The sequence below is a fragment of the Paraburkholderia heleia NBRC 101817 genome (assembly GCF_000739775.1).
GTDB classification, from domain to species: domain Bacteria; phylum Pseudomonadota; class Gammaproteobacteria; order Burkholderiales; family Burkholderiaceae; genus Paraburkholderia; species Paraburkholderia heleia.
Window position 1 is genome coordinate 12,359 of record NZ_BBJH01000035.1, and the last position, 14,277, is coordinate 26,635.

General features: G+C 60.4%; 14 protein-coding genes and 2 pseudogenes. 12 read left to right on the top strand and 4 right to left on the bottom strand.

The window, feature by feature from the left end:
- Window positions 1–329 precede the first annotated feature (329 nt).
- From BHE01S_RS25900 to BHE01S_RS25925, 6 genes are all read left to right on the top strand, one after another.
- Complete coding sequence (locus BHE01S_RS25900) at window positions 330–1,853, top strand: amidase (protein ID WP_042268894.1); 1,524 nt, start codon at window positions 330–332, stop codon at window positions 1,851–1,853.
- Window positions 1,854–1,891: 38 nt separating this feature from the next.
- On the top strand, window positions 1,892–2,509 hold the full coding sequence (gene nthA / locus BHE01S_RS25905) for a nitrile hydratase subunit alpha (protein WP_042268895.1): 618 nt from the start codon (window positions 1,892–1,894) through the stop codon (window positions 2,507–2,509).
- Window positions 2,510–2,541: 32 nt separating this feature from the next.
- On the top strand, window positions 2,542–3,198 hold the full coding sequence (gene nthB, locus BHE01S_RS25910) for a nitrile hydratase subunit beta (RefSeq protein WP_042268896.1): 657 nt from the start codon (window positions 2,542–2,544) through the stop codon (window positions 3,196–3,198).
- Between the two features lie 2 nt (window positions 3,199–3,200).
- Window positions 3,201–3,635: a nitrile hydratase accessory protein gene (locus BHE01S_RS25915; RefSeq protein WP_042268897.1), complete on the top strand. Its 435-nt coding sequence runs from the start codon at window positions 3,201–3,203 to the stop codon at window positions 3,633–3,635.
- A 288-nt stretch (window positions 3,636–3,923) separates the two neighbouring features.
- Window positions 3,924–4,688 carry a transporter gene (locus BHE01S_RS25920; RefSeq protein ID WP_281177773.1) on the top strand — a complete coding sequence of 255 codons (765 nt, stop codon included), beginning with the start codon at window positions 3,924–3,926 and terminating at the stop codon, window positions 4,686–4,688.
- Between the two features lie 46 nt (window positions 4,689–4,734).
- On the top strand, window positions 4,735–5,790 hold the full coding sequence (locus tag BHE01S_RS25925) for a HoxN/HupN/NixA family nickel/cobalt transporter (RefSeq protein WP_042268898.1): 1,056 nt from the start codon (window positions 4,735–4,737) through the stop codon (window positions 5,788–5,790).
- A gap of 234 nt (window positions 5,791–6,024) precedes the next feature.
- On the opposite strand, the gene BHE01S_RS25930 is transcribed toward BHE01S_RS25925, so the two are convergent.
- On the bottom strand, window positions 6,025–6,957 hold the full coding sequence (locus tag BHE01S_RS25930) for an AraC family transcriptional regulator (protein ID WP_084069223.1): 933 nt from the start codon (window positions 6,955–6,957) through the stop codon (window positions 6,025–6,027).
- A gap of 399 nt (window positions 6,958–7,356) precedes the next feature.
- Here BHE01S_RS25930 and BHE01S_RS39265 point away from each other — a divergent pair.
- The 3 genes and pseudogenes from BHE01S_RS39265 to BHE01S_RS25940 form a co-directional block, all read left to right on the top strand.
- A pseudogene (locus BHE01S_RS39265) lies at window positions 7,357–7,560 on the top strand (CoA transferase); the annotation flags it as partial.
- A gap of 56 nt (window positions 7,561–7,616) precedes the next feature.
- On the top strand, window positions 7,617–7,958 hold the full coding sequence (locus tag BHE01S_RS25935) for a hypothetical protein (RefSeq protein WP_052406116.1): 342 nt from the start codon (window positions 7,617–7,619) through the stop codon (window positions 7,956–7,958).
- Window positions 7,959–8,094: 136 nt separating this feature from the next.
- A pseudogene (locus tag BHE01S_RS25940) lies at window positions 8,095–9,209 on the top strand (alpha/beta fold hydrolase).
- A 422-nt stretch (window positions 9,210–9,631) separates the two neighbouring features.
- Here BHE01S_RS25940 and BHE01S_RS25945 read toward each other — a convergent pair.
- Both BHE01S_RS25945 and BHE01S_RS25950 read right to left on the bottom strand, forming a co-directional pair.
- Complete coding sequence (locus BHE01S_RS25945; RefSeq protein ID WP_042268900.1) at window positions 9,632–9,868, bottom strand: hypothetical protein; 237 nt, start codon at window positions 9,866–9,868, stop codon at window positions 9,632–9,634.
- A 96-nt stretch (window positions 9,869–9,964) separates the two neighbouring features.
- A complete protein-coding gene (locus BHE01S_RS25950) occupies window positions 9,965–10,321 on the bottom strand; it encodes a helix-turn-helix domain-containing protein (RefSeq protein ID WP_042268901.1) in 357 nt (118 codons plus the stop codon).
- 125 nt (window positions 10,322–10,446) lie between these two features.
- Here BHE01S_RS25950 and BHE01S_RS38050 point away from each other — a divergent pair, with 125 nt between their 5' ends.
- Both BHE01S_RS38050 and BHE01S_RS25960 read left to right on the top strand, forming a co-directional pair.
- Window positions 10,447–10,713 (top strand): hypothetical protein, encoded by a 267-nt coding sequence (locus BHE01S_RS38050; RefSeq protein ID WP_157025645.1) that lies wholly within the window; start codon window positions 10,447–10,449, stop codon window positions 10,711–10,713.
- Window positions 10,667–11,407, top strand: coding sequence for a class I SAM-dependent methyltransferase (locus BHE01S_RS25960; protein ID WP_042268903.1), 741 nt, complete (start codon window positions 10,667–10,669; stop codon window positions 11,405–11,407). Before BHE01S_RS38050 ends, BHE01S_RS25960 begins: the two co-directional genes overlap by 47 nt.
- A gap of 55 nt (window positions 11,408–11,462) precedes the next feature.
- Here BHE01S_RS25960 and BHE01S_RS25965 read toward each other — a convergent pair whose 3' ends face one another.
- Window positions 11,463–12,026: a thioredoxin family protein gene (locus tag BHE01S_RS25965; RefSeq protein ID WP_042268904.1), complete on the bottom strand. Its 564-nt coding sequence runs from the start codon at window positions 12,024–12,026 to the stop codon at window positions 11,463–11,465.
- A 318-nt stretch (window positions 12,027–12,344) separates the two neighbouring features.
- Between BHE01S_RS25965 and BHE01S_RS25970 the strand changes: the two genes are divergently transcribed.
- Window positions 12,345–14,201: a cytochrome c biogenesis protein DipZ gene (locus tag BHE01S_RS25970; protein ID WP_042268905.1), complete on the top strand. Its 1,857-nt coding sequence runs from the start codon at window positions 12,345–12,347 to the stop codon at window positions 14,199–14,201.
- Window positions 14,202–14,277: the final 76 nt, after the last annotated feature.

Consider the following 14,277-nt stretch of genomic DNA (forward strand, 5'->3'; position numbering starts at 1 on the left):
CATCGGGAAAAAACGATCTCTCGCGCTTATCTCGGGCTACCCAGACGGGCAGATTCGACTGTCCGATTCTGTCAAGCCGGCTGGCGGGATACACCAAGTGTCTCGATTTTCGTTGCTTTAAATTCTCATTACCGAATTAAGGCAATGGTTAGATATATTTAAAAAATCTGGAAATGCGATGGTGAAAGGTGTTGTGAAATTTATTTTCATAAACATCGGCATTGTCGGTAAACAATTTTGATCAAGGTTCCTAAATCAGTTGTGAAGCGGCGCTTCAAGATCGGTGACAAGCCATCTTCACGACGAGGGGCGGAATTCGGGAGATTCGTATGGCAGTAAAACGACCAACACGCGACCAGCTTTCTGAACTGGCCACTTCCCTCGGTATCCATCTGAGCGATGGAGAGGTTGCGGCCTACGACGCCGCATTGCAGGCGAACTTCGACGCCTACGATGTGCTCGATTCGTTGCCGGACTTCCTTCCCGAGGTGCGTTATCCGCGCCTGCCCGGCTATCGTCCGGAAGGCGAGGAAAACCGCTTCGGTGCCTGGCAACGAAAAGCCGTGATTCAGGGGGCCGCGGAAGGGAAGTTAAAAGGGCGGACCGTGGTCATCAAGGACAACGTGAGCGTGGCCGGGGTCCCGATGATAAACGGCGCAAGCACGTTCGAGGGCTACGTGCCCGACGTCGACGCGACGGTGGTCACACGCCTGCTGGATGCCGGCGCAACGATCCTCGGCAAAGCGGTATGTGAGTACTTCTGTTTTTCCGGTGGATCGCATACAAGCTCGACCGGTCCGGTACAGAACCCTCGCAAGCCTGGCTATTCGGCCGGTGGATCGTCATCCGGTAGTGCCGCGCTGGTGGCGGCCGGTGAGGCCGATATGGCGATCGGCGGCGACCAGGGCGGGTCGGTGCGCATTCCGTCTTCTAACTGCGGTATCTATGGCATGAAGCCGACGCATGGTCTCGTGCCCTATACCGGCGCGATGCCCATCGAAACGACGGTCGACCACCTCGGGCCGTTGACAAACAGCGTAACGGACAATGCGCTGATGCTTGAGGTGATTGCCGGCAGCGATGGACTCGACCCCCGGCAGATCGACGTTCCGGCAGGCGTCAGGTACACGGCCAATCTCGATCAGGGCATTCGCGGTCTGCGCATCGGTATTCTGCGTGAAGGTTTCGGACTGGCCAATTCGGAACCTGTGGTAGATGCTGCCGTGCGGGCCGCCGCGGAGACACTCGGAAAGCTCGGCGCGACTGTAGAGGAGGTCTCGGTGCCGTTGCACGCCGTCGCTCCGGCGATCTGGCTTGGCATCGCAGCCGAGGGGGCGACTCAGCAGATGATGAAAGGCAACAGCCACGGATTCAATTGGCGTGGCATGTATATAACCAGCATGATCGACCATCATGCGCGCTGGCGCGCCCGAGCCGATGAGCTACCCGATACGGTCAAACTCACGATGGTACTCGGCGAATACTTCACGACCCATTACAACGGGCGCTATTACGCCAAGGCTCAAAACCTTGCGCGTCGCGTGCGGCTCGCCTACGACGCGGCGCTGGCCTCATACGATTTGCTGCTGCTACCGACCCTGCCAATGCGTGCGGCGCGGCTTCCGGACGCCCGTTGCCAGATGGACGAGTCGCTTGCTCGAGCCTTCGAAATGCTGGGCAATACCACGCCATTCGATGTTTCCGGCCACCCGGCCATGTCAGTGCCGTGTGGCCTGGTTGACGGACTGCCAATTGGTCTGCAGCTGATCGGTAAGCGTTTCGACGAGGCGACTATCTATCGGTGTGCCTATGCCTACGAGCAGGCCGTGGACTGGAAACACGTTAGTGGCTGAAGCGAAGTTAAAAAACCGTAAACCGTTTGGAGATTGATATGTCGCACGACCATAACCATGAACACACTGAACCGCCTTCGGATATCGCGCTGCGCGTCAAGGCACTCGAATCTCTTCTGACGGAGAAGGGACTGGTGGACCCGGCTGCGCTAGACGAGTTGATCGACACGTATGAACACCGAATCGGACCTCGCAACGGTGCCAAAGTGGTGGCAAAAGCCTGGACCGACCCGGCCTATAAGGCGCGACTGCTGGCTGACGGCACCGCGGCGATCGCGGAACTGGGTTTTACGGGCGTGCAGGGCGAGGACATGCTGGTGGTCGAGAACACCTCGTCCGTACACAACGTGATGGTCTGCACTCTTTGTTCCTGCTATCCGTGGCCGACTCTGGGTCTGCCGCCGGTCTGGTTCAAGACGGCACCTTATCGTTCCCGCATCGTGATTGATCCGCGCGGCGTGCTGGCCGAGTTTGGCTTGACGATCCCCGAGGACAAGGAAGTCCGCGTATGGGACAGCAGCGCGGAGCTGCGATACCTGGTCCTTCCTGAGCGACCGGCTGGAACGGAAGGCTGGAGCGAGGACCAGCTGGCTGAACTCGTGACCCGGGACTCGATGATCGGGACTGGTCTGCCGACGCAGCCCACGGCCAGATAACCGGCACCATTCGATTCGGAAAGGAGAAAAGTATGAACGGTATACACGATTTCGGCGGTATGCATGGTTATGGTCCGGTTGCGATCGAAGCGAACGAACCGGTATTCCACGACGATTGGGAGCGGCGGGTATTCGCATTGTTTCCCGCGCTGTTCGCCGGCGGGTTCTTCAACGTAGACGAGTTTCGACATGCCATCGAACGTATGGCCCCTGCCGAATATCTCTCTTCGCCATACTACGAGCATTGGCTGCATTCGTTCGAAACCTTGCTGGTCGAGAAAGGCGTGGTAACGCAGGCGGAACTCGACAACGGGAAGGCGGCATCCGGCAAGGTCGCCTCGCCTGCCTTGAAGAAGGAGATGGTCGAGACGCTGGTCAAAATCGGTGGCTCTGCGCGTATGAACGATGTGGTTGCACCCAAGTTCGAGGTGGGCGACCGGATTCGCGCGAAGAATTTCAATCCGACAACGCATACCCGCTTGCCGCGTTATGTGCGGGGCAAGCTCGGGACCGTCGAAATCGATCATGGTGTGTTCGTCACGCCGGACACGGCGGCGCACGGCAAGGGCGCGCACCCGCAGCACGTTTACTGTGTGAGCTTTACCGCTGCCGAATTGTGGGGCGAGGGGGCTTCGTCGGTGGACACGGTTCGTATCGATCTGTGGGACGACTATCTCGAGAAGGCCTGAAAATGACGACCACGCTCGACTATCAGGAGTTCTTGAGTGTCCCGGCAAATGCCGACGGTCCGGCGTTCGATGAGCCCTGGCAGGCACAGGCTTTTTCGCTGACGGTCCATCTGTACAAGAAGGGGCTGTTTTCCTGGGCGGACTGGGTCCGAATTTTCAGCGACGAGATCAAGGCTTCACCGGCTTTGCACGGGGAGAGCGTAAACGATACGTACTACCGGCAATGGTTGGCGGCAACCGAAAAACTGGTCGCGATGCTTGGGTTAACCGTGTCGGACGATATTTCCCGCCGCACGGACGAGTGGCGGCAGGCCTATCTCAATACACCGCATGGTCAGCCCGTGGCGCTAACTCACGCCACTTGCCCGCCGGAGCATGTCCACATGCATATGCCGCGCCGTACGCCGGTGATGGTCAGCCCGGCACGCGCCGATTGAACCGGAAAGGCCGGGAATACTTCCAGTAATTTTTCTCATGCCGTCACGCGGGGCGAGTGCAGCAGGCGGGGTGCGGACGCCGCCTGCTGTCCCATAACGAGAGAAGCTGGATCTGTTTAAATAAGTAATACTATATAAAGCGGAGGATTGGTGATGTTTAGAGTATTTAGGAGTGCATCGGTATATATCGGATCGTCTGCACTGCTTTTTGGTTTGCTGGCGGCTCCGGCTCGGGCAGTGGACCTCAATTCTCAGGATCTAATCCCGGCTCCGGCTGGTACCAACGCAATGCTTGGGTACTTCAGCTATGGGGACTATGGCAGCTTTGTATCGACCAATGGCACTACATATAAAGACGGAACGGATATGAAGTCGTTGGTAGGTATCGCTCGTTACGTTCACTATATGAGCGTAGGCGGAGTTGTTGTCGCTCCGCAGGTCCTGCTGCCGTATGGAAAACTGTTTGACGGTTCGTTGGGCGGAGCGAAACTGGACTCGGCTAGTGGTGCGGGCGACCCTATCCTGGCCCTTCCGGTGTGGCTCGTAAACAACCCGCGAACAACCTTTGCTGTCGTACCGTATCTCTATATCCCGACTGGTGCGTATGTGCCGGGGCGAACGCTCAATCTCGGTGAAAACCGGTGGAAGTTCGATTTGCAGGTCGGCGGCACGCAGCAACTTGGTCATGGGTTTGCCACTCAGCTTTCCGCCGACGTGATGTGGTACGGAAACAATGGCGATGCCACAGGTACCGGCACGGGCACGCTGCGGCAGAACAATACCTATCAGTTCCAGGGCTGGCTTACCTACACACCTCCGGCCGACAAAACCTGGACGGTCGCTGCCGGATATTCGAAATATTGGGGAGGCGTTCAGTACCTCGATGGCGCAGCGAACGGTCAGGCGACACGGGTCGACCAGATTCGACTGGAAGTGTCCAAGTTCGTTACGCCGACTTTCCAGATCCAGGGGTTGCTCGAGCACGACATCAAGGTTAACGGAGGTTTCAAGCAAGACATCTACGCCACCCTGCGTCTGCTGAAACTTTTCTGATATCCCGGATCAACCTTCGTATCAAAAGGAAGAGAGGGCTCTGTACATGAACTATCTCGTGGGTTTTATGAGTGGTGACAGAGGCAGTATGCGTTGGCGGGCCGGTGCGATAGCGGCGCTCGTCATGCTTGCGAATCTGGCGATATGGATCTATGCCATCGTGGCACTAAGGGGGCATCCGCTATTGCTGGGTACTGCGCTGCTCGCTTACACGTTCGGTCTTCGACACGCCGTGGACGCGGACCACATTGCTGCGATCGACAACACCACTCGCAAGCTGATGCAAACCGGGCAGCGGCCTGTTTCCGTGGGGTTCTTTTTCGCCGTGGGCCATTCCACCATCGTGATCATGTTGTCGGTTGCCGTGGCTTTTGCGACAACTTCCATCGAAGGGCGTTTCGATGAGTTGAAATCGGTGGGCGCGGTGATTTCCACGTTGGTCTCGGGAATCTTCCTGCTGACCCTGTCGATCGTCAATGTCCAGATTCTGTTGTCCTTGATAAAGACGTTCCGCCGCGTTAAGCGCGGCGAGACCCTGCTGGAGGACGATATGGATATTTTGATGAGCGGGCGCGGCATGCTGAGCCGTCTCTTCCGGCCGCTGTTCAAGCTTGTCACGCGCAGCTGGCACATGCTCCCAATTGGTTTTCTGTTCGGATTGAGTTTCGATACGGCAACCGAAGTGGCTTTGTTCGGTATCTCTGCGACTCAGGCAGCCAAAGGTATGTCGGCCGACGTGATCATGGTGTTTCCGTTGCTGTTCATGGCGGGCATGACGCTGATCGATACCGCTGACGGCCTGCTGATGCTCGGTGCCTACGGATGGGCGTTCCGGCGGCCGACGCGCAAGCTCTTTTATAACATCACGATCACGTTTGTGTCGGTCGCGGTGGCCGTGTTGATCGGTAGTATCGAGATGGCGGCGCTTATCGGACAGGAATTCGATCTCAAAGGGAGATTCTGGGGTTTCGTCGGGAATTTGTCCGACAATTTCGGCACGATCGGTTATCTGGTAATCGGACTTTTTCTTGTTAGCTGGATGATTTCGATCGCAATTTATCGGATCGGAAAATACGACGATTTACCGGCAAATCTGGGATAAGGCCGAGCGCAACGGTGCGGGCGGCCTGTGGTCAGCCCGCATTCTCGATGGATCTAAAGCCGTTCTATAGGTGGTAAGAGAATGACAATCGTATCGACGTTCTCAGATTGGGTGCGCGCAATTTATTCCGCGATGATCCTGGTTGCATGTGCATATGGCTTCGCGACTGACGCCGAACCAGAGATCCACGAGAATTACAGTCGGAACCACGCGTCTTGATCGTTCAACCACCAATCAGCCGGTTAACACCTGGCTTGGTGTGTGGCCGAAATGCTTCTTGAACAGGCGGCAGAAATGCGAAAGATCGTTGAAGCCGCTCAGATAGGCGGCCTGAGCGATCTGCGATACGCGCCGCTCGGATAGCAGCATGAAGCTGTGTTCGAGGCGGCGGTGAGAAAGATGCTGCGAAGGGGTGAGCCCTTGTTTGGCAAACAGGCGCAGGAGCGTGCGTTCCGAGATATTGAGCGCGTTTGCGATATCTGTGACACTCAGGTCGTAATTGTCGAAGTTGGCATCGACGAAGTGAATCGCCTTGTTGTACAGCATAGTATGTTGAGCGCTTTGGCGATCGGTTGCTTCTACGCCGGAGACGAGCTCCAGTACGACAGTGAGCGTGTCCAGCAGCGCAGTGCTTAAACGCGCGCGTACTGCTTCCGTTGCCGTGCCCGAAAGGGTGATGGCTTCCCTGAGCATGGTGCCGATTGCCCCCGTAATAGGGATGTCCGATGGGATGCGGCTACCCGTCATGTGTTCGGCCATTGCAAGTCGCGACAGCAGCAGGCGACGCGGCATGCGCAAGAGCATCATGGAGGTCGGGTTAGACATGACAAACGGGCGGGCCGCATCATACATGCTGATATCGCCGGCATGCAGTGTCGATGCCCGTCCCGACTGCGTCAGTCCAACAGACCCTGACTCGATAAAAATCATAATGATTCCATCGTCGGGATCGTGCTGAACGTCCTGATAAGAACGATGCCACGAGTGGGGGTGGAGGGCGGCGTATTGAGCGGCGTGAAAGGCGCCGAGTGTCTGCCCGTGCATCCGTCCCTCCATGGTTGCCCCGGTACGGCATTCACAACTGACGAAATGCGTACAAACGGAATCGTGCCAGTACTCGAGTCGTTGGTCTGAGGCAACGTGTTGCGTGGAGTAGTCGAACCGCATGGCAGTTTTCCTGGGGGAAGCCCGTGCTTCGTGATGTGCCGGTACTGGGTGGTCAGCTCCCGTAAGCCGTTCGATCGGCGGGAATATGACCGTTTATACGTTGGCCAAAAAAAGTTGACAACTGCGGGCTTTCTCGGCGGCTGTGGTGCCTTGTGAAGCATTGCGCAGGCGTTCGACCCGGCTTCGTATCTCGCGCCGACAGGAGCCAGGGTTTGATCCGGTCCATTTTTTGAGTGCCCGGTGAAACGCGCCTGGCTCTGCGAAGCCAGGTTCGTGGGCCGCTTCCGCAATACCGAAGGCCTCGTTCTCCAGCCGTCATATTTTGAATCGGATCAATGCTTTTGTTTTCCAACAGGCGCTTAATTTGAGATAGCGTTCTTACACTTCGAAGGTTGAGCGATGGAGCTTCCGCCTGGCGGTATCAAGGTTAGCGACTTCACAGGAGTACAGGCGGGGCCGGCCTGTACCCAGGTGCCCGCGTGGTTCGGGGCTGACGTCCTGAAAATCGAACTCCCTGGAACGGGCGGCATGACCCGTCAGCAACTGCGAGACATCCGTGGCAAGGATGGCCTGTACCTCACGATGCTCAACCCGAACGCTCGTCATAGCGGGTATCGCGCGCGGATATCCCGCGTTGCGGGTGCCGGTCGAACTCCCGATTGGCACTGGCGCTCGGGATGCAGGAGGAGACCATCAGCGGCTTCGGCGCCGTTTCCCTGCAGACGCCGGTCGTGGCTAACAACATGGTGAAGTTTTCCGACGCGTTCATCGGTCGTTATTTGGGTGGCAGAGACGCGAAGGAGAAACGTCCTTCACGGGCGGACGTGCTTCTGCCCGGTCCGTCATGGCCGACCTATAGCCTTTCGGCCGCCGTAGGGGCCATCGTGTCGGGCCTCGTGTCGGAACCGCTCATCATCCCGGCGCTGATCCTGATTCGTCACGCTCGCTTTGATCCGGCTGCCGGACCGTTGACCCGCCGGCACGGTCGAGCCGTCAAATAGCCTGATACGAATCGGCTTTCGGGCACACACTGGCACACTGGTCATGCACCCTGACCCAACGACCCCGGTGGGAGGGTGATGCGACTTTCTCAAACCGGATGACCGCGAGTGCCCATTCAAGCATGGAGATATTTTGATGAGTCCTTCACCTCGTAACAAAGCGACGGTTCCGGCGCTACCTATCTTCTGGCCGCTGGTCGCCGCGACCGCGATGTTTGAGGCAGGTACGGCGCTGACGGAGAGGAACCTCGCGTTTATAGCCGAGGAAGAGAAACTCCACACAGGCCTGCAGCCGTCGCTGGCGACGGCCAACCAGCCGCTGCTGGACTTGCGGACGATGGTGTTACGCGATTACTCCGATGCGGATGCCCAGGGGGTGCCGACGATTGTGGATGCGCCTTACGCGGGCCACCACGCGATGATCGCGGATTACCAGCCCGGTCAGAGCCTCATGGAGACGCTACGCGAAAACGGGCTTTCGCGTCTCTTCCTGACCGACTGGAAGTCGGTAACGGAAGACATGAAAGATCTGGAGATCGACCAGTATCTTGCCGAACTCAATGTGTGTGTCGACGAGGTTGGCGGCAGGGTGAAGCTCGTTGGTCTGTGCCAGGGAGGCTGGATGTCCGCGATGTATGCTGCGCGCTTCCCGGAGAAGGTGGTCAGTCTCGTTCTGGCGGGTTCGCCCATCGATACCGATGCGGGCGATGGCCCGATCAAACGGATGGTCCATACCTGGCCCGAGTCGTTTTACGAGGATCTGGTCAAGCTTGGCGGCGGATTGATGCGTGGTCGGTTCATGCTTCGCGGCTGGAAAAACATGCACCCGGAGCAGCACTATATCTCCGAGCATGTCGATCTGTATGAGCACCTGGACGACCCGGCTTATCTGAAGAAGGAAGAAGCATTCGAAAGCTGGTACGAGAATCCGCTCGATCTCCCGGGGCGATGGTATCTGCAGGTCATCCGGCAGATTTTCAGGGAAAACCGCCTGGCAAAAGGGACGTTCGTGGCGCTCGGCCGTACGCTCAACCTCAAATCGATCACGTGTCCGGTCTACCTGCTGGCGGGAGAATCGGACGACATCACGACGCGGGAGCAGGTGTTCGACGCGACGAAGTATCTGGGTACGCCGCTCGAACACGTCGTGCAGAAGCTCGTTCCCGGCGGCCATATCGGTCTTTTCATGGGCTCGCGCACGTTGAAGATACCTGGCCCGGTATCGCTGCGTGGATTGCCGGGTCCGCGTAACGCGAGCCTGCAACAGTGGCAGAACTCCCAGACTTTTTAATCTAGCGCATACTAGGTCGGTGGTGGCGCTAATGCGTCAACACTTGTACCGATCCCGGGCTTCCCTGCTGTTGGCGCTGGTGGCGGAATCAGCCATGCGTAGGTGGCCAGACTTCCGTGGAGTATGGTATTAGCTTCCCGCCGGGTACGGCGGTGAATCCTGTTAGCTACGGGTTGGGGCAGAAAAAGTAGGAGGAACAGGTATCGCTGGACCATCATTTAGGCCGGGCCAATACGAGAAGTTGAGTCGAGGTCAGAAGACCGTTTATTGGATTGCTATTGTTATCGGTTCTACTTTAATCGCCGGGATCTGGATTTATAAACTTGCTTGGGTACGTTGAAAACAAACCCCGGCTGCGGCTGCGGTTTGTGTTTGCGGTTTGCTATCCGCGGTCGGGCGAGATGGTCAGGCATCGATTGCGGTAATCGAAGGCGAAGTACATGCGCTGACCGGGCATAAAGCCCGCGCGTTGCAGCCAGATATCGGCGACCTGCGTCCAGGGCATGAAGGCCGGCGCGGGCTGGCCGGTGCCGTAGTCGGGTTCGGCGCGCAGCGTCACGCAGGCGCTGTCGTTCAGGTGCGCTCGCGGAGCGCGTCGTTTAAGATTGGCGTCAGCCATGATCAACTCCTGGTGTGAGTTGGTGGTGGTCAGCGGGCCGAGAGTGTTGGTAGCACTCCCGGCCCGCGCTTCTTCTACTTCAGAAATCTCCTTCCTTTACCGCCGGGTCTGAGCCAGCACCGTATCGAGCATCTCGGAGACGAACCTTTGCCGTGCCTTGGGCAACTGGCTGATGGCCTCGATCTGCTGTTGCAGCTTCGAGATGGGCCCGCGCCTGCTGTTGTGGGTGGTGCTCTGGCCGAGCAGTTCATCAGCCGAAAGGCCAAGCGTGCGGGTCAGTTCCGGAAGCAGTGACACAGGCAGCCGCAGCCTTCCACCCTCGTAGTGCGCCAGTGTCTGCTGGGCGACGCCAGGCTGTCCGGCCAGTGTCTGCTGGGTGAGTTCGTGGGCCTTGCGGGCGTAGGCAATGCGAGCGCCCAGGGCCCTGAAAAACTGTTCGTCCTTGGGGTTCATGGTTGGTTAAGCGGTGAGAGAGCAGCCATGAAGATGGCTCCCGGTTTACGAGTTCGCTCACCACTTTGCTCTATGGCAGGTTACTCGGCAACCGAGCTATAGGGTTTTAGCCGAAAGGACAAGTCATGCCGCGTATCCCGCAGGAAGAACTGGAACGCATCAAGCACGAGGTATCGCTGCTGCGGCTGATCGAGTCGCAGGGGCATGAGCTGAAGAAGCGCGGAAAAGGCTGGGTGATCCGCGGCGTGTATCGCGAGAGCGGACACGAGCACCTGAACGAGTGCCTGATACCCACGCATGTTACGCGTATAGTCGGTCTCTTCGCTCGCGAACTCGAAGGAAGACATGGCGCAGAATATTTACGACGATCCGGAATTCCTGGCTGGTTATAGCCAGCTCCCGCGCCAGGTGTTGGGGCTTGAAGGCGCGCCCGAATGGCCGGCAATTCGCGCGCTGCTGCCCGATTTGTGCGGCAAGCGCGTGGTCGATCTGGGATGCGGCTTCGGCTGGGCGTCGCGCTGGATGCGCGAGCAGGGCGCAGCCTCGGTGCTCGGCATCGACATCTCGCAGAGCATGATTGCGCGCGCGAGGGCAGATACGACGGACCCCGCCATCGAGTACCGTATCGGCGATCTCGACATGCTGAGCCTGCCCGGCGAGGCGTTCGATCTCGTGTACAGCGCGCTGGCCTTTCACTACGTGGCCGATTTCGCCCGCCTCATACGCACCGTTCGCGGTGCACTCGCAAGCGCCGGCCAACTCGTCTTCACGATCGAGCATCCGGTGTACATGGCGGCGGCGAACCCGCACTGGATTGGCAGCGAGGCGGGCGACCAGCGGGGCCGCAAGACCTGGCCTGTCAACGGCTACGCCATGGAGGGCGAGCGCCGCACTGACTGGTTCGTCAAGGGCGTGCTGAAATACCATCGCACGCTGGGCACCACGCTGAACACGCTGATCGACGCGGGGTTCCATATTCGGCGCGTGAATGAGTTCGCGCCGACGCCCGAGCAGGTTCAGCAAACGCCCGCATTGGCGGAGGAACTCGAACGCCCGATGCTGCTGCTGGTGTCGGCGAATACGTAGCGTAGCGCTTTGTGACCGCCGCCGCCCCGCAAGCCGCAGCGGCGGCGCCAGCCGATCATCCCTGCTTGCCCTGAATGCCCAGCAGATCGCGCACTTTCTGCTCGGTCTGTGCGTAGTCGCCCTCGCCGAAGTGGGTATAAACGAGCTTGCCGTTCTGGTCGATGAGATAAACGGCCGGCCAGTACTGGTTGCCATAGGCGTTCCACGTCGCGTAACCGTTGTCCTGCGCGACAGGGTACGTAATGCCGTACTGCCTGATGGCCTTCTGCAGGTTGCCGGTGTCGCGCTCGAACGAATACTCGGGCGTGTGCACGCCGACCACCACGAGACCCTTGTCGCGATAGCGCGCGTCCAGTTCCTTGACGTGCGGGATAGTGTGCGCGCAGTTGATGCAGTCGTAGGTCCAGAAGTCGACGAGCACGACCTTGCCGTGCAGCTGCCTGAGGTCGAGCGGCGGGCTGTTGAGCCAGGTGTTGATGCCGGTGAAGTTGGGTGCCTGCGCGCCGGTTTGCAGCGCGGCCGAGCCGCCGGACGGCGCTTCGCCCGAAGCGTACGCGGCGAGCCCGGCGGTGGCAGCGAGGCCGACGGCAACAGCGGCAATCTTGAGACGAGAGATCATGAGTGTTCTCCTTGTGTGGACGACGAGCGTATTGGAACGCTCCCACGTATCTGGCGCGTGTCGCGTTTGCGGCGCTGTTGAAACGTAGTGTGTCGCCGCCGGGGCGCGATACGTAGGGATACAAATCGTCCACTGCGCGGCCGCCGCCTCGCGCGCGCCGCTGCACGCCGTGCGCGTGTTTGTATCCGTCTGTATCCAGCCGCTTTCGCGATACATGACGATGCACGGCGAGCGCTTTCCAGACATTCCCCGGATACATGCCCGCGCTGAAATACGGCACATGGCGAGTCCGCCGACATTCGTCTGGAGACCGAACTCATGTTACTCATCGTCATCGCATTCGTGGGCGGTGCGTTCACCGTTCTGAGCCCCTGCATCCTGCCGGTCGTGCCGTTCGTGTTCGCGCGTTCCGAAGAGCCTTTCCTCACTGGCCGGCTGCCCATGCTGCTCGGCCTCGCGCTCACGTTCGCGCTGCTCACGGGGCTCGGCGCCGCCGGCCTCAACGGCGCGGCGCAGTTGAGCGAGTACGGCCGCTGGATCGCGCTCGGGCTCTTCGCGCTGTTCGGCGCAGCGCTGCTCTTTCCTGCACTCGCCACCCATCTCTCCGGCCCGCTCACGGCGCTTGCCGAACGCTTCATGGCGCGCTCGCAGGACGACGGCGCGTCGCGCCGCATCGGCTCCGCCGTGCTGCTCGGCGCGGCCACGGGCCTGCTCTGGGCGCCGTGCGCCGGGCCGATCCTCGGCCTCATCATCACCGGCGCGGCCCGCCACGGCGTGACCTGGCAGACCTGGGCCGCGCTCGCGGCCTATGCCGTGGGCGCCGCCAGTTCGCTCGCGGTGGTGGCGGGACTCGGCCATCGCGCGATGGTCGTGCTCAAGCGCTCGCTCGGCGTGGGCGAGCATGTGCGGCGCGCGATGGGGGCGCTCGTGCTCCTCACGGTCGGCGCGATCGCGCTGGGCGTGGATACGCGCCTGCTTGCGCTGGTGCCGGGCGCGCCGACCAATGGCGTGGAGGCGCGCCTCGTCGACTTGCTTGCGAGTCCTGCCGCGGTACGGCAAACGCCCGGCGCGGAGCGAGTGCGTCATGAGGAGCGGGAAGCCCAGGCACGTCCAGCGGTACAGGACGAACAAGCACACGAACAAGCACACGAACAAGCGGCCCACGTCGTGCGCGTATCGCTGCCGGCCGCGTCGCCCGCCGTCGATCTTCCGGTGGAAGGCCGCCTGCCGGCGCTCGACGGTGCGAACGCGTGGCTCAATTCCGCGCCGCTCACGCCTGAAGCGCTGCGCGGCAAGGTCGTGCTGGTCAACTTCTGGACCTATTCGTGCATCAACTGCCTGCGAACCCTGCCGTATCTGAAGACGTGGGCCGACCGCTACCGTAACGCCGGCCTCGTCGTGATCGGCGTGCACACGCCGGAATTCGGCTTCGAGCATGAAACAGGCAACGTCAAGCGCGCGCTGGCCAACCTGGACATCCGCTATCCCGTCGCCGTGGACAGCGACTACCGCATCTGGAACGCCTTCGGCAACCAGTACTGGCCGGCGTTCTATCTCGTCGATGCGCAGGGCCGTATCCGTTACCACCACTTCGGCGAAGGGGATTACGCGCAGGCCGAGCAGGCGATCCAGCAACTGCTGGCCGACAACGGCCGCGCCGCGCCCGCGGCCACGCCGACAGCACCGCGGGCAAGCGGCGCGCTGGCCCCCGCGGATTCGCGCGACATCGGCTCGGGCGAAACGTATGTGGGGTATCGCGAGGCGCAGGGCAATGCGAATGCGCAGCGCGTGCAGGCCGATACGGCCGTAGCCTACGCATTGCCGGGGCAGCTCGGCCTGAACCAGTGGGCGTTCGGCGGGCGGTGGAACGTGGGCGCCGAGTCTGCGGTGTCAGGCGCGCCGCAGGCGAGCATCGCCTATCGCTTCCATGCGCGCGACCTGCATCTGGTGCTCGCGCCCGCCGCCGACGGCAAGCCCGTGCGCTTTCGCATCAGCATCGACGGTGCGCCGCCGGGCGTTGCGCACGGCACCGATGTTGCAGCGGACGGCAGTGGCGTCGCCACCAGCGCGCGCCTGTATCAGCTCGTGCGGCAGTCCGGCCGCATCGCGGACCACACCTTCGAGATCCGCTTTCTCGACCCGGGCGCGCACGTCTACAGCTTCACGTTCGGCTGATACGCGCCGCGCCATGCCACGCCGCCGTGCCCTCGCGAGCCCGGCGGCATTTGCGTTGCGGCCCGTGCCGCGCTTC

Bases quoted from the DNA above. Each gene is read 5' to 3' on its own strand.
- BHE01S_RS25930 (WP_084069223.1), bottom strand. From the start codon at position 6,957: ATGCGGTTCGACTACTCCACGCAACACGTTGCCTCAGACCAACGACTC.
- nthA (WP_042268895.1), top strand. From the start codon at position 1,892: ATGTCGCACGACCATAACCATGAACACACTGAACCGCCTTCGGATATC.
- BHE01S_RS38050 (WP_157025645.1), top strand. From the start codon at position 10,447: ATGCCGCGTATCCCGCAGGAAGAACTGGAACGCATCAAGCACGAGGTA.
- BHE01S_RS25960 (WP_042268903.1), top strand. From the start codon at position 10,667: ATGGCGCAGAATATTTACGACGATCCGGAATTCCTGGCTGGTTATAGC.
- BHE01S_RS25920 (WP_281177773.1), top strand. From the start codon at position 3,924: ATGCTTGGGTACTTCAGCTATGGGGACTATGGCAGCTTTGTATCGACC.
- BHE01S_RS25970 (WP_042268905.1), top strand. From the start codon at position 12,345: ATGTTACTCATCGTCATCGCATTCGTGGGCGGTGCGTTCACCGTTCTG.
- BHE01S_RS25950 (WP_042268901.1), bottom strand. From the start codon at position 10,321: ATGAACCCCAAGGACGAACAGTTTTTCAGGGCCCTGGGCGCTCGCATT.
- BHE01S_RS25900 (WP_042268894.1), top strand. From the start codon at position 330: ATGGCAGTAAAACGACCAACACGCGACCAGCTTTCTGAACTGGCCACT.
- nthB (WP_042268896.1), top strand. From the start codon at position 2,542: ATGAACGGTATACACGATTTCGGCGGTATGCATGGTTATGGTCCGGTT.
- BHE01S_RS25965 (WP_042268904.1), bottom strand. From the start codon at position 12,026: ATGATCTCTCGTCTCAAGATTGCCGCTGTTGCCGTCGGCCTCGCTGCC.
- BHE01S_RS25915 (WP_042268897.1), top strand. From the start codon at position 3,201: ATGACGACCACGCTCGACTATCAGGAGTTCTTGAGTGTCCCGGCAAAT.
- BHE01S_RS25925 (WP_042268898.1), top strand. From the start codon at position 4,735: ATGAACTATCTCGTGGGTTTTATGAGTGGTGACAGAGGCAGTATGCGT.
- BHE01S_RS25945 (WP_042268900.1), bottom strand. From the start codon at position 9,868: ATGGCTGACGCCAATCTTAAACGACGCGCTCCGCGAGCGCACCTGAAC.